The 20,372-nt window shown below is 72.6% G+C and carries 15 protein-coding genes and 3 tRNA genes; 10 read left to right on the forward strand and 8 right to left on the reverse strand.

What is annotated here, in order from left to right; genetic code table 11:
• Window positions 1–33 precede the first annotated feature (33 nt).
• The 5 genes from ACFYX4_RS26355 (at window position 34) to ACFYX4_RS26375 (ending at window position 9,119) form a co-directional block, all read left to right on the forward strand.
• Window positions 34–2,544: a DNA polymerase III subunit gamma and tau gene (locus ACFYX4_RS26355; protein WP_389338162.1), complete on the forward strand. Its 2,511-nt coding sequence runs from the start codon at window positions 34–36 to the stop codon at window positions 2,542–2,544.
• 122 nt (window positions 2,545–2,666) lie between these two features.
• Window positions 2,667–3,956, forward strand: coding sequence for a phosphoribosylamine--glycine ligase (gene purD, locus ACFYX4_RS26360; protein WP_389338165.1), 1,290 nt, complete (start codon window positions 2,667–2,669; stop codon window positions 3,954–3,956).
• A gap of 400 nt (window positions 3,957–4,356) precedes the next feature.
• Window positions 4,357–6,243, forward strand: coding sequence for a hypothetical protein (locus ACFYX4_RS26365; RefSeq protein ID WP_389338344.1), 1,887 nt, complete (start codon window positions 4,357–4,359; stop codon window positions 6,241–6,243).
• Window positions 6,244–6,467: 224 nt separating this feature from the next.
• Window positions 6,468–8,072 (forward strand): N,N-dimethylformamidase beta subunit family domain-containing protein, encoded by a 1,605-nt coding sequence (locus ACFYX4_RS26370; protein ID WP_389338168.1) that lies wholly within the window; start codon window positions 6,468–6,470, stop codon window positions 8,070–8,072.
• A gap of 147 nt (window positions 8,073–8,219) precedes the next feature.
• Entirely contained in the window at window positions 8,220–9,119 is a 900-nt protein-coding gene (locus ACFYX4_RS26375; protein ID WP_389338171.1) for a phosphoribosylaminoimidazolesuccinocarboxamide synthase, read from the forward strand.
• A gap of 57 nt (window positions 9,120–9,176) precedes the next feature.
• Here ACFYX4_RS26375 and ACFYX4_RS26380 read toward each other — a convergent pair.
• The 8 genes from ACFYX4_RS26380 to ACFYX4_RS26415 form a co-directional block, all read right to left on the reverse strand.
• Window positions 9,177–9,249, reverse strand: a tRNA-Gly gene (locus ACFYX4_RS26380).
• Window positions 9,250–9,272: 23 nt separating this feature from the next.
• A complete protein-coding gene (locus ACFYX4_RS26385; RefSeq protein WP_389338174.1) occupies window positions 9,273–9,881 on the reverse strand; it encodes a response regulator in 609 nt (202 codons plus the stop codon).
• Window positions 9,878–11,185 carry a sensor histidine kinase gene (locus ACFYX4_RS26390; protein WP_389338177.1) on the reverse strand — a complete coding sequence of 436 codons (1,308 nt, stop codon included), beginning with the start codon at window positions 11,183–11,185 and terminating at the stop codon, window positions 9,878–9,880. Before ACFYX4_RS26390 ends, ACFYX4_RS26385 begins: the two co-directional genes overlap by 4 nt.
• 29 nt (window positions 11,186–11,214) lie before the next feature.
• Window positions 11,215–12,024 (reverse strand): ABC transporter permease, encoded by an 810-nt coding sequence (locus tag ACFYX4_RS26395; protein WP_389338347.1) that lies wholly within the window; start codon window positions 12,022–12,024, stop codon window positions 11,215–11,217.
• 59 nt (window positions 12,025–12,083) lie between these two features.
• Complete coding sequence (locus ACFYX4_RS26400; RefSeq protein WP_389338180.1) at window positions 12,084–13,109, reverse strand: ABC transporter ATP-binding protein; 1,026 nt, start codon at window positions 13,107–13,109, stop codon at window positions 12,084–12,086.
• 167 nt (window positions 13,110–13,276) lie between these two features.
• A tRNA-Gly gene (locus tag ACFYX4_RS26405) sits at window positions 13,277–13,349 on the reverse strand.
• 80 nt (window positions 13,350–13,429) lie between these two features.
• Window positions 13,430–13,501 (reverse strand) — tRNA-Gly (locus ACFYX4_RS26410).
• A gap of 191 nt (window positions 13,502–13,692) precedes the next feature.
• Window positions 13,693–14,010, reverse strand: a complete 318-nt coding sequence (locus tag ACFYX4_RS26415; protein WP_389338183.1) for an Lsr2 family protein — start codon at window positions 14,008–14,010, stop codon at window positions 13,693–13,695.
• A 333-nt stretch (window positions 14,011–14,343) separates the two neighbouring features.
• Here ACFYX4_RS26415 and purS point away from each other — a divergent pair, with 333 nt between their 5' ends.
• The 5 genes from purS (at window position 14,344) to purF (ending at window position 20,368) form a co-directional block, all read left to right on the forward strand.
• Window positions 14,344–14,607, forward strand: a complete 264-nt coding sequence (gene purS, locus ACFYX4_RS26420; RefSeq protein WP_360835218.1) for a phosphoribosylformylglycinamidine synthase subunit PurS — start codon at window positions 14,344–14,346, stop codon at window positions 14,605–14,607.
• Entirely contained in the window at window positions 14,604–15,308 is a 705-nt protein-coding gene (gene purQ / locus ACFYX4_RS26425; protein WP_389338187.1) for a phosphoribosylformylglycinamidine synthase subunit PurQ, read from the forward strand. The genes purS and purQ overlap by 4 nt, the downstream gene beginning before the upstream one ends.
• Window positions 15,305–17,563 carry a phosphoribosylformylglycinamidine synthase subunit PurL gene (gene purL, locus ACFYX4_RS26430; RefSeq protein WP_389338190.1) on the forward strand — a complete coding sequence of 753 codons (2,259 nt, stop codon included), beginning with the start codon at window positions 15,305–15,307 and terminating at the stop codon, window positions 17,561–17,563. The genes purQ and purL overlap by 4 nt, the downstream gene beginning before the upstream one ends.
• 258 nt (window positions 17,564–17,821) lie before the next feature.
• The gene (locus tag ACFYX4_RS26435) at window positions 17,822–18,619 is read left to right on the forward strand and encodes a sterol carrier family protein (RefSeq protein WP_389338193.1); all 798 of its coding nucleotides are present in this window, start codon (window positions 17,822–17,824) and stop codon (window positions 18,617–18,619) included.
• Window positions 18,620–18,841: 222 nt separating this feature from the next.
• On the forward strand, window positions 18,842–20,368 hold the full coding sequence (purF, locus tag ACFYX4_RS26440; RefSeq protein ID WP_389338196.1) for an amidophosphoribosyltransferase: 1,527 nt from the start codon (window positions 18,842–18,844) through the stop codon (window positions 20,366–20,368).
• Window positions 20,369–20,372 lie beyond the last annotated feature (4 nt).

A 20,372-nucleotide genomic window follows, 5' to 3' on the forward strand; every position in this document is an offset into this window, starting at 1 on the left:
TGGTTGTCGGTGCTCGCCTATAACCTCGTAAGCGTGTCGTCTCTCGCGCTGTACCGCCGCTATCGCCCGGAGTCGTTCGCCGAGGTCATCGGGCAGGAGCATGTCACCGACCCGTTGCAGCAGGCGCTGCGGAACAACCGGGTCAATCACGCGTACCTGTTCAGCGGGCCGCGCGGGTGTGGCAAGACGACCAGCGCGCGCATCCTGGCCAGGTGCCTGAACTGCGAGCAGGGGCCCACGCCGACCCCCTGCGGGGAGTGCGAGTCCTGCAAGGACCTGGCCCGCAACGGGCCCGGCTCCATCGACGTCATCGAGATCGACGCCGCTTCCCACGGTGGTGTCGACGACGCGCGTGACCTGCGTGAGAAGGCCTTCTTCGGGCCCGCCCGCAGCCGCTACAAGATCTACATCATCGACGAGGCCCACATGGTCACGTCGGCCGGCTTCAACGCGCTCCTCAAGGTCGTCGAGGAGCCGCCGGAGCATCTCAAGTTCATCTTCGCCACCACGGAGCCCGAGAAGGTCATCGGGACGATCCGGTCGCGGACCCACCACTACCCCTTCCGCCTCGTGCCGCCCGGGACCCTCCGGGACTACCTCGGCCAGGTGTGCGGGCAGGAGGACATCCCCGTCGAGGAGGGGGTCCTCCCGCTCGTCGTGCGCGCGGGAGCGGGATCCGTTCGTGACTCCATGTCCGTCATGGACCAGCTCCTCGCCGGCGCCGGCGAAGACGGTGTGACGTACGCCATGGCCACCTCCCTGCTCGGCTACACGGACGGCTCGCTGCTCGACTCCGTCGTCGAGGCCTTCGCCACCGGTGACGGCGCCGCCGCCTTCGAGGTCGTGGACCGGGTCATCGAGGGCGGCAACGACCCTCGGCGGTTCGTCGCCGACCTGCTGGAGCGGCTGCGCGACCTCGTCATCCTCGCCGCCGTCCCGGACGCCGCCGAGAAGGGGCTCATCGACGCCCCCGCCGACGTCATCGAGCGCATGCAGGCCCAGGCCGGCGTCTTCGGCGCCGCCGAGCTCAGCCGCGCCGCCGATCTCGTCAACGAGGGCCTCACCGAGATGCGCGGCGCCACCTCGCCCCGCCTCCAGCTCGAACTGATCTGCGCGCGCGTGATGCTTCCCGCCGCCTACGGCGACGAGCGGTCCTTCATGGCCCGCCTCGACCGGATCGAGCGCGGCGTGAACTTCTCCGGGGGCGGCGGTATGCCCGCGATGGGGTACATGCCGGGGGCTGAGGCGCATGGGGCTCCCGGTTCCGGGGCCCCTGCCAATTCCGGTTCCGGTTCCGAGTCCGGTTTCGGTTCAGGGCCCGGTTCCGGTTCCGGCGCTGACTCGGTCGGGGGTGTGTCCATCCCTGCGGGCGGTGGGGCCGCCGCTGCTCGGGCTGCGGTGCGTGGTCCCGGCGGCAGTGGGGGTGCTTCGGCGGGTGGTCAGCCCGTTCAGCCGCCGGCCCCACCCGTGCAACCCGTGCAACCCGCTCACCCCGTCCAGCCTGCGCAGCAGCAGCAGCAGCAGCAGCCTGCCTCGCACGAGCCGGCGCCCGCCCCTGCCTCTGCCCCCGCCCCTGCGGAACCCGCCCCCGCCCCCGGCGCCTGGCCCACTCCCACCGCCGCCGGCAGCGGTCGTCGGCCCGGTGGCTGGCCCACGGCCGCTCCCACAGGCGGCGGGCGGCCACCGGCGGCCTCCGGATCCGGGTCCGCACCCTCCGGTCCGCCCACGCCTCCCGCTCCCGCGGCACCGCCCGCCCAGGCGCCTGCCCCGGCCGGTTCGCCCAACGCGTCCGCCCCCGCCGCGTACGCACCCCCCGCCGGCGGGCTCGACCCGCGCATGCTCTGGCCCAACATCCTCGAGGCCGTCAAGAACCGCCGCCGCTTCACCTGGATCCTGCTCAGCCAGAACGCCCAGGTCACCGGCTTCGACGGCACCACACTCCAACTCGGCTTCGTCAGCGCCGGCGCGCGCGACAACTTCGCGGGGAGCGGCAGCGAGGACGTGCTGCGGCAGGCGCTGACCGAGCAGTTCAACGTCCAGTGGAAGATCGAGGCGGTCGTCGACCCGTCCGGCGGCGGATCGGCTGCGGCCCCGCAGGGCGGCGGTTTCGGCGGTCCGGGGTCCTCCGGTTACGCGGGTTCGTCCGGGTACTCCGGTTCCTCCGGCCCGGCCCACGGCGGCTCGGGCGCTCCGAGCGGCGGTGGCTCCGGGAGCCCCGGCAGCTCCGGCGGCTACGGCGGACAGGGGGGCGGCCAAGGCGGGCACGGGGGCTACGGCAGCGGTACGGCCCCGAACGCCCACTCCGCCCACTCCGCGTCCTCCGCCGGCCCCGGCGCGTCCGCCTCCACGTCGGGTTCCGGCCCCGCCCCGGCCCAGCGGCCGCCGACCCCCGCCCCGCAGCGCTCCGCCCCGGATCCCGTGGCCATCGAGGACGACATCCCCGAGGACGACGACCCCGACCTCAACGAATCCGCCCTTTCCGGCTACGAACTGATCGTGCGCGAGCTGGGCGCGACGGTCGTGGAGGAGTTCACCAACGAGTAGGGCGGCCGGGGAGGCCACCATCGCTTGCGCCGTGGCTTTGGAGGAACGCACAGCTCTCCCGCCCCCCACTCTTAGGAAGCCCGCACAAACCGCTGCCCCCGCAGCCCGTTAGGCTGACCCCCGTGAACGTCCTCGTCATCGGCAGCGGCGCCCGCGAACACGCCCTGTGCCGCTCACTGTCCCTGGACCCCGCCGTCACCGCGCTGCACTGCGCCCCCGGCAACGCCGGCATCGCCGAGGTCGCCGAGCTGCACCAGGTCGACGCCCTGGACGGCGCCGCCGTGACCGCGCTGGCCACGGAGCTCGGCGCCGCGCTGGTGGTCGTGGGCCCCGAGGCGCCGCTCGTCGCCGGGGTCGCCGACGCCGTGCGCGCCGCTGGCATCCCGGTCTTCGGGCCGTCCGGCGAGGCCGCGCAGCTGGAGGGGTCGAAGGCGTTCGCGAAGGACGTGATGGCCGCCGCCGGCGTGCCCACCGCCCGCTCCTACGTGTGCACGACGCCGGAGGAGGTCTCCGAGGCGCTCGACGCCTTCGGGGCCCCGTACGTCGTCAAGGACGACGGTCTCGCCGCCGGCAAGGGCGTCGTGGTCACCCAGGACGTCGAGGCCGCCGCGGCGCACGCCGCCGCCTGCGAGCGGGTCGTCATCGAGGAGTTCCTCGACGGTCCGGAGGTCTCCCTCTTCGCGATCACCGACGGCGACACGGTCGTCCCGCTCCAGCCCGCCCAGGACTTCAAGCGCGCGCTCGACGGCGACGAGGGCCCGAACACCGGCGGCATGGGCGCGTACTCCCCGCTGCCCTGGGCCGACCCGAAGCTGGTCGACGAGGTCGTGCAGACCGTCCTCCAGCCCACCGTCGACGAGATGCGCCGCCGCGGCACCCCCTTCTCCGGCCTGCTCTACGCCGGGCTCGCCATCACGAGCCGTGGCGTCCGCGTCATCGAGTTCAACGCCCGCTTCGGCGACCCCGAGACCCAGGTCGTCCTGGCCCGGCTGCGGACCCCGCTCGCCGGCGTCCTCATGGCCGCCGCCACCGGCAACCTCGGCGACCTCGCGCCGCTGCGGTGGAGCGACGAGGCCGCCGTCACCGTCGTCGTCGCGTCGCACAACTACCCGGACACCCCGCGCACCGGCGACCCGATCACCGGTCTCGACGAGATCGCCGCCGAGGACGCCCCGCACGCGTACGTGCTGCACGCGGGCACCAAGCGCGACGGCGACGCCGTGGTCAGCGCGGGCGGACGGGTCCTGTCCGTCACCGCCAGCGGCGAGGACCTCACCGAGGCCCGCGCGCGGGCGTACCGGGCGGTCGCGCGCATCGGCCTCGACGGCTCCCAGCACCGCACGGACATCGCGGCGAAGGCGGCGGCGGAGGCGGCAGGAGCGGCGGGGGCGGAGGCCCCGGCGGGAGCCTGACCCGCTCCTCCTTCCCCACCGGCACCCCGCAGGCCTCACCCCTGCCTCGCCCTGCACCCCGCAGGCCTCACCACGCGTCCCACAGGCCCGGACACGCCTCACCCAGGCCCCGGAACCCGTACGGCGTCAGCCGCGGAATCCGGGGCCTGACCTTTGCCCACCGGCATCCACCTCTCCCCAGAGCCATTCCATCGTGTGAGCGCTGCCCCATCCGGCTGACGGGGGCCGAAGTGCCAACTAGGGTGCGGCGCAAGCGTTCCGGCACTTGGCTCACCGGCATTGCGATGTCAGTGGCGGGTGCCACAGTGGGGGAGTGAGCACTACCGAGTCGGCTGGGCGTGCCAGGACGGCGCGCACCGCCGGGACCGCGGGGAGGGGGTGACGACCGGTCGTGACCGGAATGGGAGTCGAGGCAGGCGCGCAGGGCGCGCGGGCCCGGGCGCTGGCCGTGCTGCGCATCCGCAGCCGCGCGCTCGCCGTCGCGCTGCTGCCCGCCGCGGCCGCCGTGATCCTGCTCGCCGGAGGTTCTGCCGGGCATCTCGTGGGCCCCGGGTGGGACGCCGCCCGCTGGACGGTCTCCGTCCTCGCGGTCCTCGTCCTGCTCGCCGCCGGCGTCATCGCCCTGGTCGTCGCGCGCGCCCGTCCCGCCGTCAGCCCGACCGTCGCCATCGCCGAGAGCGCGGCCCCCGACCTGTACCGGATGGTGCGCGACCTCGCCGACCGGCTGGACGTCCCCGCGCCGTCCGCCATAGCGCTCACCCCGGACTGCGACAGCTGGCTGGAGGACCGCACCCACCCGTCCCACGCCCCGCCCCCGCCCCGGCACCGCGACGAGATAGCCGACGCGGGCTCGTCCGTACAGCACCACCTGCACCGTCGTACGGCCACCGCGCCCGTCCTCGTCATCGGCTCGCCGTTCCTGTGGTGGATGCGGGTGGGTGAGCTGCGGGCCGTCCTCGCGCCGGTCGTCGCCGGTACGGGCCCGTCCGCGCACCCCGACATAGCGGCGGCCCGGCGGTTCGTGCGCGGGCTGGACGCCGCGGTGGCCGTCTCCGGCGACCGCGGGCGCTGTCCCGGCGTGCGCCTGGTGTGCGCGGGCGTCGGCTGGGTCGCGCGCGTGATGCTGCGCGCCTGCCAGGTGCACGTCGCCGAGATGGAGCGCGGGGTGGCCGCGGCGGCGGCGGAGCGCGCACAGGCCGTGGACTACGGGCTGCGGATCGTCGCCCAGGAGCAGGTGGGCCTGGCGTACGCGGGCTGGGACCGTCTCCTCACGCGCGTGGCGCTGCCCGCCTGGCGGATGGGCCGCTGGCCCTCCCGGCTGGACGCGGGGGTCGTCGCCGCCCTCACCGAGCTGTCCCGGCGCGACCGGCTGGCCGAGGGCTTCGCCTCCCGGCTCGGCGAGCGTCCCGCCTGCGACCTTCTGGAGGAGCCCGGCGCGATCGACGAGGCCGCCTCCCTCCTCGCCGCCCGTCTCTTCCACGGCGGCCCCGCCGAGTCCGGTCCCGACTGGTCGCCGGTGGCCTGGCAGGAGTATCCCGACGAGGTCGTGGACCGGAAGTGGCGCACCGACGCGGCCCGCCTGCACCGCGTCCTCGACGCCCTAGGCGTCCGCCGCACCCCCGACCCCCTGTCCCCGGCGTCGGACGGTCCGACCCTGGCCCGCGTCCTGGACCACCTCACGGAGGGCACCCGCTGGGACGCGGAGCCGGCCCCACCGGAGGCCACCACGGCCGCCCAGGCAACCCCGGCCAACCCGGCCACCCCGTCGGAGGGTGACGCCACCGGAAGCACACCCGCGCCCGAGGCCGACGGCCCGGACAGCGAGCCCGCCAACCTTCCCGGCAACGAGTCCGACAGCCCCCGCGGCGAGAACACAGCCCCCTGCCCCGCCCTCGCCGCCCGCCTGGGCGTCGAACTCGCGCGGGAGGAAGCCGAGGCCGCGCCTCCCGCGCCCCCCGGAGCCACGGCAGCGGCCGGTCAGGGCCCTGACACCGCCCACTGGGACGACGGGGCGCTCCCGCTCTTCCCCCTCCAGCCCCCGCGCACCGAGCGCGAACTGCTCGCCGACCACGTCACGGCGATGGTCTGCTGCGCCGCGATGGACATCGTGGGAGCCACCCCGGGCCTCGACTGGCTCGACGGCCCGACCCTCCTCCTGGACGGCGAACGCGTGGCCGACCTGACGCCCAGAGTGCTCAGCCTCGTCGAGGACGGGGACGCGGCCCCGCTGCGCACCTGGCTGATCGAACTGGGGATACGCCCGGAGAAACCGGTGCGGCTCGGCTGAGGCGACACGCCCTTGTCGGAGCCTCGTTCGGAGTCGCACGCGGAGTCCCTCCCGAAGTCCCCCTCGCATCCGCTCGGAGTCATTGATTCCACTTTCAGCCAATTCGCAACGAATAGTGACTGGCTGCGCGCGTTATGTGATGTGCTGGGACCGATCGCGCCCTTGGCATGGGCGCGCGACATAGGACAAGCACACGAACGCCGGCCGCCGGGGAGGGGAGCACCATGGGAGGACAGCAGCACATCCGCCGATGGGAATCGGGAGCGCTGGCGCACGCCGTGACGGATCCCTTCGGTCAGGGCCCGGTCCCCTGGCTGCGCGGCGCGGAGACGTACTTCGACGACACCGGCCGGATCGTCCCCTGGTACGTCGACCAGACACAGCTACCGGACCTGTCCCGACCCCCCTCCCCCTCCCCGTCCTCGCGCCCCGCCCCGTCGGCGAGCTCGACGCCGGCCGCCTCCGCCGCCCACGCGACCGCGCCGACCGCCGCCACCCGCACCGCCGCTCCCCGCATCCCCCTCCCGCGAGCCGCCGTCGGCGGCCCCCGCTCCGCCGACGACGTACGCCGCCAGATCAAGGGGTTCGTCTCCACCGGCACGGTCGCCCCCGGCGAGGCCGCCGACTTCCACATCACCGTCGACCCGCCCCAGGAATTCAGCGTCGACATCTACCGCATCGGCCACTACCAGGGCGACGGCGCCGCCAAGATCACCACCAGCCCGCGTCTCTCCGGCATCGTCCAGCCCCCGCCCCTCACCGCCGACCGCACGGTCTCCTGCCACCACTGGTGGCTCTCCTGGCGGCTCCAGGTGCCGTCGTACTGGAACGTCGGCGCGTACGTCGCCGTCCTCACCACCGTCGACGGGTACCGCTCGCACATCCCCTTCACGGTCGGCGACGACCGCCCCGCCGACCTGCTGCTCGTGCTCCCCGACGTGACGTGGCAGGCGTACAACCTCTACCCGGAGGACGGCCGCACCGGCGCCAGCCTCTACCACGCCTGGGACGAGGACGGCCGCCTCCTCGGCGAGGCCGACGCCGCGACCACGGTCTCCTTCGACCGTCCGTACGCGGGCGCGGGCCTCCCCCTGCACGTCGGCCACGCCTACGACGTCATCCGCTGGGCCGATCGCTACGGCTACGACCTCGCCTACGCCGACGCCCGCGACCTGCACGCCGGCCGGATCGACCCCACCCGCTACCGCGGCCTGATCTTCCCCGGCCACGACGAGTACTGGTCCCAGGCCATGCGCCGCACCGTGGAACACGCCCGCGACCGAGGCACCTCGCTCGTCTTCCTCTCCGCCAACACCCTGTACTGGCAGGTCGAGTTGGGGCCGTCGCCGTCGGGTGTCCCGGGCCGGCTGCTCACCTGCCGCAAGCGCAAGGGGCCCGGCAAGCCGGTCCTGTGGCGGGAGATCGACCGCGCCGAGCAGCAGTTGATGGGCATCCAGTACGCGGGCCGGGTGCCCGAGCCGCACCCGCTGATCGTCCGCAACGCCGGCCACTGGCTGTGGGAGGCGACCGGAGCGCACGAGGGCGACGGGATCGAGGGCCTGGTCGCGGGCGAGGCCGACCGCTACTTCCCGCGCACCGCGCTCCCGCCCCACGAGGAGCGCACCCTCCTCGCCCACTCCCCGTACACCGACGCCGACGGCGTCCCGCGCCACCAGGAGACCTCCCTCTACCAGGCCCCCTCCGGCGCCCTGGTCTTCGCCGCCGGCACCTTCGCCTGGTCCCCGGCCCTGGACCGCCCCGGCCACGCCGACCCCCGCGTCCAGCGCGCCACGGCCAACCTCCTGGACCGCATCTGCAAGCACCACTGACCCGGGCGGCCTGACACGACCGCCCCCCGCCCCTCCACACCGGGCCCGATACCACCGCCCCCGACCCTCCGCCCCCGACCCTCTGTCCCCGGCCCACCCCCGTGTACGGGACAATCAAGCCATTGGACAGAACCACGGGGAGGAACCGTGTCCGGATTCGTAGAAAAGCCCGAGCCCCTTCAGGTCCCGGGCCTGGTGCACCTCCACACCGGCAAGGTGCGCGAGCTGTACCGGAACGAGGCGGGCGACCTCGTGATGGTCGCCAGCGACCGTACGTCCGCGTACGACTGGGTGCTGCCGACCGAGATCCCCGACAAGGGGCGCATCCTCACCCGGCTCTCCCTGTGGTGGTTCGACCAGCTCGCCGACCTGGTCCCCCACCACGTCCTCAGCACGGAGCTCCCGGCCGGCGCCCCCGCCGACTGGGCGGGCCGCACGCTCGTCTGCAAGTCGCTGCGGATGGTCCCGGTCGAGTGCGTGGCGCGCGGCTACCTCACCGGCTCCGGCCTGGCCGAGTACCGGGAGACCCGCACGGTCTGCGGCCTCGCCCTGCCCGAGGGCCTGGTCGACGGCTCCGAGCTGCCCGCCCCGATCTTCACCCCGGCCACCAAGGCGGACGTCGGCGACCACGACGAGAACGTCTCCTACGAGGAGGTCGCCCGCCAGGTCGGCGCGGACACCGCCGCCGAGCTGCGGCAGACGACCCTCGCCGTGTACGGCCGGGCCCGCGACATCGCCCGCGAGCGGGGCATCGTCCTCGCGGACACCAAGTTCGAGTTCGGCTACGAGGGCGACACGCTCGTCATCGCCGACGAGGTCCTCACCCCGGACTCCTCCCGCTTCTGGCCGGCCGACCGCTGGCAGCCGGGCCGCGCGCAGCCGTCGTACGACAAGCAGTTCGTGCGCGACTGGCTGACCTCGGCGGAGTCCGGCTGGGACCGCACGGGCGAGGAGCCGCCGCCCGCCCTGCCCCAGGAGATCGTCGAGGCGACCCGGGCGAAGTACGTCGAGGCCTATGAGCGTCTGACGGGCATGCCCTGGAGCTAGCCCCCGGCGCGGGCACGAAGAAGGCCCCGGTCCAGTGGGCCGGGGCCTTCTCAGCGGAGCGGACGACGAGGCTCGAACTCGCGACCTCAACCTTGGCAAGGTTGCGCTCTACCAACTGAGCTACGTCCGCAGTGCGCCGTGGCGCGAGAGCAACTATACCCAACCGCGCTCCCGTGCGAGACGCACCGCCGCGTGCCGGTTCTCCGCCCCGAGCTTGGACACGGCCGAGGAGAGATAGTTGCGCACGGTTCCCGGCGACAACGCGGCCCGCTCCGCGATCTCCGCCACGGGCGCCCCGTCGGCGGCGAGTTCCAGCACCTCCGTCTCCCGCGAGGTCAGCGGCGAGTCCCCGGAGGCGATCGCGTCGGCGGCCAACTCGGGGTCGACATAACGGTTTCCGGCGTGCACCGTGCGGATGATCTCCGCGAGGCGCTGAGCGCTCACCGTCTTCGGGACGAATCCGCGCACACCCGCCGCGAGCGCCCGCTTCAGATGCCCCGGCCGGCCGTGACTGGTGACGATCAGCACCCGGCAGTCGGGCAGTTCGGTGCGCAGCGATGTGGCGACCTTCACACCGTCCGCGCCCGGCATCTGGAGATCCAGGACGGCGACGTCCGGCCGGTGCGCCCGCGCCATCGCCAGCGCCTCCGGGCCGGTGGCCGCCTCGGCGACGATCACGAGGTCGTCCTCCAGCGAGAGGAGCGCGGCCAGCGCGCCCCTGATCAGGTGCTCGTCGTCGGCGAGCAGCACCCGCATCGTCATGACGTGACCTCGCTCAGAGCGGCGGTCCCGGTCAGCGGCACCTCGGCCACCACCCGGAACGTCCCGGCCTCCGCGAACCCGGCCGCCAGCGTGCCGTCGACCACCCGCAGCCGCTCCCGCAGCCCGGCGAGCCCGGACCCGCCGCCGCGGCTTCCCTCGCGGCCACGACTGCCCTCGCCGCCGCCCTCGCCGCCACCGCCCTCGCTCTCGGCGTCGCCGGTCCCGGCGGAACCCGCTCCGCCGGCCCCGTCGTTCTCCACCGTCAGCACCACAAGCCCCTTCATCACCCGTAGTTCCACCGAACACCGCGCGGCGTCGCCGTGCCGGAGCACGTTGGTGGTGGTCTCCCGCACCACCCAGCCGAGCGCCGACTGCACCTCGGCGGGCAGCCCCGTGGCCTCCCCGCGCACTTCGCAGTCGATCCCCGCCGCCGTCAACACCCCGTGCGCACCGGTGAGTTCGACCCCGAGGTCCGCCTCCCGGTAGCCGCGGACGACGTCCCTCACCTCCCGCTGCGACTCCTGCGCGATCCGCTGCACCTCGACCATCTGCTCCACGGCCTCCGGCCGCTCCCGCCGGGCCAGCTGCACCGCCAGCTCGCTCTTCAGCGCGATCACGGCCAGGTTCCGTCCCAGCACGTCGTGCAGATCCCGCCCGAACCGCAGCCGCTCCTCCGCGACGGCGAGCCGGGTCCGGGTCTCGCGGGCCTCGTCGAGCTCGTACACGGCGTCGAGGAGCCACACGGAGAAGACGAAGGTGGCGGCGAGGAACGCGCCGCCGAACAGCACCGCCACCGTCGCGCCCAGGACGGCCGCCGCGGGCGCCCCGAAGGCGAGCAGCAAAGCCCCGCTGCCCAGGGTGTAGCCGACGACGACCGCGGTCACGCGCCGCCGGCCGCGCACGGCCAGCGTGGAGTTGCCCGCAGCGAAGGTCAGGGTGATCCCGTAGACCCCGCCGACGGCGGTCTCGACATTGTCGTCGCCCCCGCTGTGCTTGCCGATCCACAGGGCGACGACGCCGACCGCCGCCGTGGCCGCGGCGAGCGCCCACATCAGCCGGACGGGCTGGGGACGGCGTCCGCGCGTCCAGTCCAGCGCCCGCGACGCCAGCACCGCGCAGAGCACGCAGTGCCCGAGGATCAGCAACAGCAGCCACAGCGCGGCCGTCGTCCACAGCCCGTTGCCGAACGGTATGCCCACCGACGTGAACTCGACCAGGGCGAAGAAGTGGAACGTCCACCGGGTGTACGTCTCCACTTTCGCGGGCGTGCTCTTGCGCCCCCACCAGCCGCCTGCCCTGCCCATCCGTGCGTCTCCCCCGTCCCCGCGGTCCGTCAGCGCCGGGGCTCCCACCGGAACCACCGCCGTACAGCAAACACCGCCAGCACGGTCCAGGCCAGCGCCGTCGCCAGGGCGCCCAGCGCCTCGTACGCCGGCAGATCGCCGGACCAGCCGCCGCGGACGAGGGTGATGACCGGGGTGAGCGGCAGCAGTTCGAGGAAGGAGGCGGCCCGGTCGGGCAGCAGCTCCAGCGGCACGGTGATGCCGGAGGCCATCATCGAGAGCAGCAGGAACGGCAGGGTGGTCACCTGAGCGCTCTCCACGGTGCGGGTCAGGCTCGCCGTGACCGCCGCCAGCGCCGCGCACATCACCAGGCCCAACAGCACGCCCGGCACGACGAGTTGGGGTGCCTCGGGAGCGGGGACGTCGAGGAAGGCGACGCAGCCCACCGCCATCACCAGGCACTGCATCAGCCCCATGACGACCACCGGCAGCGCGGATCCGGCCACGACCTCGGCGTCCCGCAGCTCACCGGTGCGCAGCCGCTTCAGCACGAGCTCCTCGCGCCGGGCGGTGTAGATGGCGGTGAGCGCGGCGTACACGCCGAACAGCAGCGAGAACCCGATCGCGGCGGGCAGCAGCACGAGCCCGACGGTGAGCCCGGCGTCCTTGATGTCCATGTCGTCGACGAACGGCCGCACGCTGAACGGCAGCGCGAGCGGCACCAGGACGGCCGTGACGACCGTGGCCTTGCTCCGCCCGAGCAGCGTCAGCTCGGCGCGGGCGAGAGCCGCCATCCGGCTGGCCGGCGTGGTCACCGAACCCTTGCTCGAACTCTTGCCCGAGCCCCTCGCTGAGCCCATGCCCGTGCCCGAGCCCACACCCGTGCCCGCGTTCGTCGAACCCTTGACCGTCGCGCCGCTCATGCCGCGACCTCCCGCTCCGAAGAAGTCTCCACCGCACCCGCCGTACCGGACGCGCCCACCGCGCCCACCGCGCCCGCAGAACCCGCCGCACCCGCCGCGTCCCGGGCGATCCCGAGGAACGCCTCCTCCAGCGAGGCCGACCGGATGTCCAGTCCCCGCAGCTCGACCCCGGCCCGCTCGGCCCAGACGAGCAGCCCGGTGGCCGCCCGCTGCAACTCCTGCGTCCGCAGCCGGACGACCCGCCCCTCGACCTCGTGGTCGCCCACCCCCAGCTCGCCCAGCGGCGGCAGGTCGCCGACGAAGTACCCCTCGGGCAGCTCGAAGGCGATCCGGGAGGGCTGCGCGGCGGTCACCTCGGCGGGCGTGCCGGCGGCCGCGATGCGCCCCTGGTGCAGGATGGCCAGCCGGTCGGCGAGGCCCTCCGCCTCCTCCAGGTAGTGCGTGGTCAGCAGCACCGTCGTCCCGGCGTCGCGCAGCGAGCGGACCAGGTTCCAGGTGTCGCGGCGGCCCTCGGCGTCCAGACCGGTGGTCGGCTCGTCGAGGAACAGCACCTCCGGCTCGCCGAGCAGCGCGAGCGCGAGGTCGAGCCGCCGCCGCTCACCGCCGGACAGCTGCTTCACCCGTACGCGGGCCTTCCCGGCGAGCCCGACGAAACCCAGCGCCTCGTCGACCGGGCGGGCGCCGCTCACGCAGCCGGCCCACATCCGCGCGGTCTCCTTGACCGTCAGCTCCGAGGGGAAGCCGCCTTCTTGCAGCATCACCCCGGTGCGCGGCCGTACGGCGGCGCGGTCGGCGTACGGGTCGTGTCCGAGGACCCGCACCCGTCCGCCGTCGGGCCGCGCCAGCCCCTCCAGCAGTTCGACCGTCGACGTCTTGCCGGCCCCGTTCGTCCCCAGCAGTGCGAAGACCTCGCCGCGGCCGACGTGGAAGGAGATCCCGCGGACCGCCTCGAACCCGCCCCCGTACACACGCCGGAGGTCGGTGACCTCGATCACGTGCTCTTTCGTGTCCCTGGCTTCCATGACTCCAGGATTCCGGCGGACGGACGCCGTCGGCAGTGCGCGCTGTCATCACTCGCCATGACAAATGTCAGAAGGCGCGCGGCAGGGGAGGCGGGGGAGATCGGGGAGATCGGGGAGATCGGGGACACGAAAAGACCCCGGTCCGATGGACCGGGGTCTCATTCCCGAGCGGACGACGAGGCTCGAACTCGCGACCTCAACCTTGGCAAGGTTGCGCTCTACCAACTGAGCTACGTCCGCATTGCCTCCGACCGGCTCTCACCGATCGGCGCGGGCACCAGCCTACCCGATCGAACAGCGTGATCGGGACGGCGATGCAGAGCGGGTGACAGGAATTGCACACTGCGCCTTCCCCCTGGAAGGGGGATGTTCTGCTACTGAACTACACCCGCGTGGCCTCCGTGAGCTGGGCTTTTCGGCCCTGCCCGGCGGCGTGCTCCAGACATTAGCCGACCATGTGGGGGGTAGCGCAAGTCGGTTGCCCCCAGGGCCCGCTGAGGGCCCCTGGGAAGACCGGGAGGGACGCCGAGGATCACCCCGCGCCGGGGCTCACCAGCGCCGAGCCTCACGGGGGCGCCGAGCCTCACTGCGCGTCGGCGAACGCCTCGTAGACCTTCTTCGGGATCCGCCCGCGGGCGGGCACCTCCAGCTTGTTGGCCTGGGCCCAGGCCCGGACCGCCGCCGGGTCCGGGGCGACCTCCGTCTGCTTGTACGCCTTGCCGGACCTGGACCGCTTGCGGCCGGCCTCCAGGTAGGGCGCGAGCGCCTTACGCAGTTTCCTGGCATTGGCTTCATTCAGGTCGATCTCGTACGACTTGCCGTCGAGTCCGAAGGCGATCGTTTCCGCCGCTTCCGAGCCGTCGATGTCGTCAAAGAGAGTGACCACGACCTTCTGCGCCACGAATATCGGTCCCTTCGTCCGGCACGAGATACAGCTCAGCTGCGATGACGTGCCGAGTCTCGGCTATTTCCAATTCATTTGTACAGTGCCCGGCAATGCATTGGGAAGCCCGACTAAATCTTCCCGCGTGTCCGAGTGCAATAGGTATCCGTGGTTCATCGGGGATCTTTCCCGTAACTTTTCGTGAACGCCGCCTTCTGACACCCGATCGTGATGGCCATCACGTAGCTTCCTACAAATCTACCCGCGTAGAAATTTTGTGCGGGTAGTCTGAAGACACCTGTTGGAGACACCTGCGGGCACCTGCTCAGCACCACAACACCGGGAGTGCCAGTGGCACGCGTCGTAGTCGACGTCATGCTCAAGCCGGAGATCCTCGACCCCCAGGGCCAGGCGGTGCAGCGCGCACTGCCGCGGCTGGGTTTCGAGGGGATCTCCGACGTACGTCAGGGAAAGCGATTCGAACTGGAAGTTGACGGCCCGGTCGACGAGGCCGTGCTCGCCCGCATCCACGATCTTGCGGAATCCTTCCTCGCCAACACCGTGATCGAGGACTTCACGGTCCGCGTGGATGAAGTCGCGGAGGCCGCGAAGTGACCGCTCGTATTGGCGTCGTCACTTTCCCGGGCAGTCTGGACGACCGGGACACCCAGCGCGCGATCCGGATCGCGGGCGCGGAACCGGTCGCTCTCTGGCACAAGGACAAGAACCTCCACCAGGTGGACGCCGTGGTGCTGTGCGGGGGTTTCTCCTACGGCGACTATCTGCGCGCCGGCGCCATCGCCCGCTTCTCCCCGGTGATGGAGCCCCTCATCGAGCAGGCGAAGGCCGGACTGCCGGTCCTCGGCATCTGCAACGGCTTCCAGATCCTCACCGAGGCGCACCTCCTCCCGGGCGCGATGCTCGGCAACGACCACCTCCACTTCATCTGCCGCGACCAGAAGCTGCGGGTGGAGAACGCGGAGACCTCCTGGACCAGCGACTACACCGCGGGCCAGGAGATCGGCATCCCGCTGAAGAACATGGACGGCCGGTACGTCGCCGACGAGTACACCCTCGACAAGCTCGAGGCCGAGGGCCGGGTCGCCTTCCGCTACCTCGTCCACGGCGACGCCGCCGACGGCTACGGCAACCCCAACGGCTCGCTCCGCGACATCGCCGGCATCTCCAACGAGGCCGGGAACGTCGTGGGCCTCATGCCGCACCCGGAGCACGCCGTGGAGCCGCTCATCGGCACCGGCCGCACCGACGGCCTCCCGTTCTTCACCTCGATCCTCAAGAAGCTGGTCAACGCATGAGCCGGACGCCTCTGGACACGGTCGAGCACGCGGCCGCGACCCCCGACGTCGAGCTGCCCTGGGCCGAACTCGGCCTGAAGAAGGACGAGTACGAGAGGGTCGTCGAGATCCTCGGCCGCCGGCCCACCGGAGCCGAGCTCGCCATGTACTCCGTCATGTGGTCCGAGCACTGCTCGTACAAGTCCTCCAAGGTCCACCTGCGCCAGTTCGGCGAGAAGGCCCCCCAGTCCGACGCCCTCCTCGTCGGCATCGGCGAGAACGCCGGCGTCGTCGACGTCGGCCAGGGCTACGCGGTCACCTTCAAGGTGGAGTCGCACAACCACCCGTCCTACGTCGAGCCCTACCAGGGCGCGGCCACGGGCGTGGGCGGCATCGTCCGCGACATCATCGCGATGGGCGCGCGGCCGGTCGCCGTGGTCGACCCGCTGCGCTTCGGTGCGGCCGACCACCCCGACACCAAGCGCGTCCTGCCCGGCGTCGTCGCCGGCATCGGCGGCTACGGCAACTGCCTGGGCCTGCCCAATATCGGCGGCGAGGTCGTCTTCGACGCCTGCTACCAGGGCAACCCGCTGGTCAACGCCGGTGCGATCGGCGTCATGCGGCACGAGGACATCCACCTCGCGAAGGCGTCCGGCGCGGGCAACAAGGTCATCCTGTACGGGGCCCGCACCGGCGGCGACGGCATCGGCGGCGCGTCCATCCTGGCGAGTGAGACCTTCGACGACGCCAAGCCGTCGAAGCGCCCCGCCGTGCAGGTCGGCGACCCCTTCCAGGAGAAGCTCCTCATCGAGTGCACCCTGGAGGCGTTCGCCGAGAAGCTGGTCGTCGGCATCCAGGACCTCGGTGCGGCAGGCCTGTCCTGCGCTACGTCCGAGCTGGCCTCCAACGGCTCCGGCGGCATGCGCGTCACCCTGGACGACGTCCCGCTGCGCGACTCCACGCTCTCGCCCGAGGAGATCCTCATGAGCGAGTCGCAGGAACGCATGTGCGCGGTCGTCGAGCCGGAGAAGGTCGACCGCTTCCTCGCGATCTGCGAGAAGTGGGACGTCATCGCCACCGTCATCGGCGAGGTCACCGACGGCGACCGCCTGGAGATCTACTGGCACGGCGGCAAGATCGTCGACGTCGACCCGCGCACGGTCGCCCACGACGGCCCGGTCTACGAGCGCCCCTACGCCCGCCCGGACTGGCAGGACGCCCTCCAGGCCGACGACGCGAACAAGCTGCCCCGGCCGGAGACGTCCGAGGAGCTGAAGAGCCAGGTCCTGAGGCTGGTCGGCTCGCCCAACCAGGCCTCCAAGAAGTGGATCACCTCGCAGTACGACCACTTCGTGCAGGGCAACACCGTCCTCGCCCAGCCCGAGGACTCCGGCATGATCCGGATCGACGAGGAGACCGGCCTCGGCGTCGCCATCGCGACCGACGGCAACGGCCGGTACGCCAAGCTCGACCCGTACCACGGGGCCCAGCTCGCCCTCGCCGAGGCGTACCGCAACGTCGCCACCACCGGCGCCAGGCCGCTCGCCGTCTCCGACTGCCTGAACTTCGGCTCGCCCGAGGACCCGGCGGTCATGTGGCAGTTCGCCGAGGCCATCCGCGGCCTCGCGGACGCCTGCCAGCAGCTCGGCACCCCGGTGACCGGCGGCAACGTCTCGCTCTACAACCAGACGGGCGAGGTCGCCATCCACCCCACGCCGGTCGTGGCCGTCCTCGGCGTCATCGACGACGTGGCCCGCCGCACGCCGGTCGCCTTCCAGGAGGAGGGCCAGCTGATCTACCTCCTCGGCGACACCCGCGAGGAGTTCGGCGGCTCGGCCTGGTCCCAGGTCGTCCACGACCACCTCGGCGGCCTGCCGCCCAAGGTGGACCTGGAGCGGGAGCGGCTGCTCGCCGAGATCCTGATCTCCGCCTCCCGCGACGGCATGATCGACTCCGCGCACGACCTGTCCGACGGCGGTCTGATCCAGGCGGTCGTCGAGTCGTCGCTGCTCGGCGGCAAGGGCGCCCGCCTGATCGTCCCCGACGGTCTGGACGCCTTCACCCTCCTGTTCTCCGAGTCGGCCGGCCGCGCGATCGTCGCCGTCCCGCGCTCGGAGGAGGTCCGTTTCAACGACATGTGCGGCGCCCGGGGCCTGCCGGCCACCCGCGTCGGCGTCGTCGACGGCGACACCGTGGACGTCCAGGGCGAGTTCGTCCTCACCCTGGAGGAACTGCGCACCACCCACGAGGCGACGATCCCGGCGCTGCTCGCGTAGCCCCCGCCGGCCGTACGACGGCGAAGGCCCCGCCCGGACTCCCCGACACCGGGGAGTCGGGCGGGGCTTTCGGCCGTGCGGGGCCAGGGCGGGGCTTTCGGCGGTGGGAACGGGCCGGGGCGGGGCCTTCGGCAGTGCGGGCCAGGGCGGGGCTTTCGGCCGTGCGGCGGCCGGGGCGGGGCTTTCGGCCGTGCGGGTCCAGGGAGGGGCCTTCGGCCGTGGGAACGGGCCGGGGCGGCACGGCATAAGCTCGCCGTCATGTCCTCGGCGAAGAAGCGCACCAGGAGCTACGACCCCGGCAAGACCCGCACGGCGGTGCTCACGCAGTTCGGGCACGTCCGGCAGGCCGTCGGCACGCTGAGCCCCGAGCAGCTCGCGCTGCCCACGCGCCTGGACGCGTGGACCGTGCGGGACCTCGTCGCGCACATCGGGGCGGCGCTGCTGGCCGTCGGCCGCTTCCTCGACCAGCCGGAGCCGGCCCGGCAGGACGCCACGCTCCTCGACTGGCCGTCCGCGACCTCGGCCAACGCCGACGCCATCGAGAACCTGGCCCGGCAGCTCGCCGAGCGGAACCCCGACCCGGCGGCCCACCTGGCCGAGGTCGAACGCGACTTCACCGCCCGGCTCGACGCCCACCCCGGCGGCCGGCTGCTGGCGACCCACGCCGGCGCGCTGCCCCTCGGCGACTACCTGGTCACCCGCGCCGTCGAACTCGTCGTCCACACGGACGACCTCAACGCCGCCGTCCCCGGACTGGAGGTCCCGTACGACCGGCAGGCCCTAGCCGCCGCCGCCCGGCTGCTCGCCGACGCGCTCGCGGTCAGGGCCCCGGGCGGGGCGACCGAGGTGCGGGTGCCGCCGTACGCCGTCGTGCAGTGCGTCGAGGGGCCCCGGCACACCCGCGGCACCCCGCCCAACGTCGTCGAGACCGACCCGCTGACCTGGGTCCGGCTGGCGACCGGGCGGCTCTCCTGGAAGGACGCCGTCGCCGGGGCGAAGGTGAGCGCGAGCGGTGAGCGCGCGGACCTGACGGAGCTGCTGCCGCTGATGGCCTGACGCCCGGCGTGCCGATTGGTGTGCGACACCTCACTCGCGCCGCTCGGGCGGGCCTCGGGGCGGTCGTCACGGGAGCGCTCCCGGGAGCGGGCCGGATCAGCGACACGCCGTTCTGACCTGGGCAAATAAGATGATCAGGGAGGGGGTGGGGCGCTCAAGATCGAGTTACCGGCGAGTATCCCCAATTCGGACCAGTGGACGACCTCGCCTACACTCGATGATGTGCCACGTGGTGACGGTCGACTCAGTCATGATCTGCTCCCCGGCGAGAAAGGCCCCCAGGACGCTTGCGGCGTCTTCGGAGTCTGGGCTCCCGGTGAAGAGGTCGCCAAGCTCACTTACTTCGGGCTCTACGCCCTCCAGCATCGGGGCCAGGAATCCGCGGGAATCGCGGTCAGCAACGGCTCCCAGATCCTCGTCTTCAAGGACATGGGCCTCGTCTCCCAGGTCTTCGACGAGACCTCGCTCGGTTCGCTCCAGGGTCATATCGCGGTCGGACACGCCCGCTACTCGACCACCGGCGCCTCCGTGTGGGAGAACGCCCAGCCGACGTTCCGCGCCACCGCGCACGGCTCGATCGCGCTCGGCCACAACGGCAACCTCGTCAACACCGCCCAGCTCGCCGAGATGGTCGCCGACCTGCCCAAGCAGGAGGGGCGCACCCCGCGCGTGGCGGCCACCAACGACACCGACCTGCTCACCGCGCTCCTCGCGGCCCAGGTCGACGACGACGGCAAGCCGCTGACCGTCGAGGAGGCCGCCCACACGGTCCTGCCGAAGGTGCGCGGAGCCTTCTCGCTCGTGTTCATGAACGAGCACACCCTCTACGCCGCCCGTGACCCGCAGGGCATCCGCCCGCTGGTCCTCGGCCGCCTGGAGCGCGGCTGGGTCGTCGCCTCCGAGTCCGCCGCCCTCGACATCTGCGGCGCCTCCTACGTCCGCGAGATCGAGCCGGGCGAGTTCATCGCCATCGACGAGAACGGTCTGCGCAGCTCCCGATTCGCGGAAGCGAAGCCCAAGGGCTGTGTCTTCGAGTACGTCTACCTGGCCCGCCCGGACACCGACATCGCCGGCCGGAACGTGTACCTCTCCCGCGTGGAGATGGGCCGCAAGCTCGCCAAGGAAGCGCCCGTCGAGGCCGACCTGGTGATAGCGACCCCGGAGTCCGGCACCCCGGCCGCCATCGGCTACGCGGAGGCCTCCGGCATCCCCTTCGGCGCCGGTCTGGTCAAGAACGCCTACGTGGGCCGGACGTTCATCCAGCCCTCGCAGACCATCCGCCAGCTCGGCATCCGCCTGAAGCTGAACCCGCTCAAGGAAGTCATCAAGGGCAAGCGCCTGGTCGTCGTCGACGACTCCATCGTGCGCGGCAACACCCAGCGGGCCCTGGTCCGCATGCTGCGCGAGGCGGGCGCCGCCGAGGTCCACATCCGGATCTCCTCGCCGCCCGTGAAGTGGCCCTGCTTCTTCGGCATCGACTTCGCGACCCGCGCCGAGCTCATCGCCAACGGCATGACGATCGACGAGATCGGCACCTCGCTCGGCGCCGACTCCCTGGCGTACATCTCCATCGACGGCATGATCGAGGCGACCACCATCGCCAAGCCGAACCTCTGCCGCGCCTGCTTCGACGGCGAGTACCCGATGGAGCTGCCCGACCCCGAGCTGCTCGGCAAGCAGCTGCTGGAGACGGAGCTGGCCGCCGGCCCGGCCGCCACGGCCGCCGCCGACGCGATCCGCCGCCCGTAGACGG

Origin of the sequence: Streptomyces sp. NPDC002328, from assembly GCF_042890065.1 — a bacterium.
Lineage (GTDB): Bacteria > Actinomycetota > Actinomycetes > Streptomycetales > Streptomycetaceae > Streptomyces.

What these genes read in the sequence shown, in the direction of transcription:
- ACFYX4_RS26385 (WP_389338174.1), bottom strand. Translation starts at nt 9,881, where the DNA reads ATGACGATGCGGGTGCTGCTCGCCGACGACGAGCACCTGATCAGGGGC.
- ACFYX4_RS26390 (WP_389338177.1), bottom strand. Translation starts at nt 11,185, where the DNA reads ATGGGCAGGGCAGGCGGCTGGTGGGGGCGCAAGAGCACGCCCGCGAAA.
- ACFYX4_RS26365 (WP_389338344.1), top strand. Translation starts at nt 4,357, where the DNA reads ATGGGAGTCGAGGCAGGCGCGCAGGGCGCGCGGGCCCGGGCGCTGGCC.
- ACFYX4_RS26395 (WP_389338347.1), bottom strand. Translation starts at nt 12,024, where the DNA reads ATGGGCTCAGCGAGGGGCTCGGGCAAGAGTTCGAGCAAGGGTTCGGTG.
- ACFYX4_RS26370 (WP_389338168.1), top strand. Translation starts at nt 6,468, where the DNA reads ATGGGAGGACAGCAGCACATCCGCCGATGGGAATCGGGAGCGCTGGCG.
- purL (WP_389338190.1), top strand. Translation starts at nt 15,305, where the DNA reads ATGAGCCGGACGCCTCTGGACACGGTCGAGCACGCGGCCGCGACCCCC.
- ACFYX4_RS26400 (WP_389338180.1), bottom strand. Translation starts at nt 13,109, where the DNA reads ATGGAAGCCAGGGACACGAAAGAGCACGTGATCGAGGTCACCGACCTC.
- ACFYX4_RS26435 (WP_389338193.1), top strand. Translation starts at nt 17,822, where the DNA reads ATGTCCTCGGCGAAGAAGCGCACCAGGAGCTACGACCCCGGCAAGACC.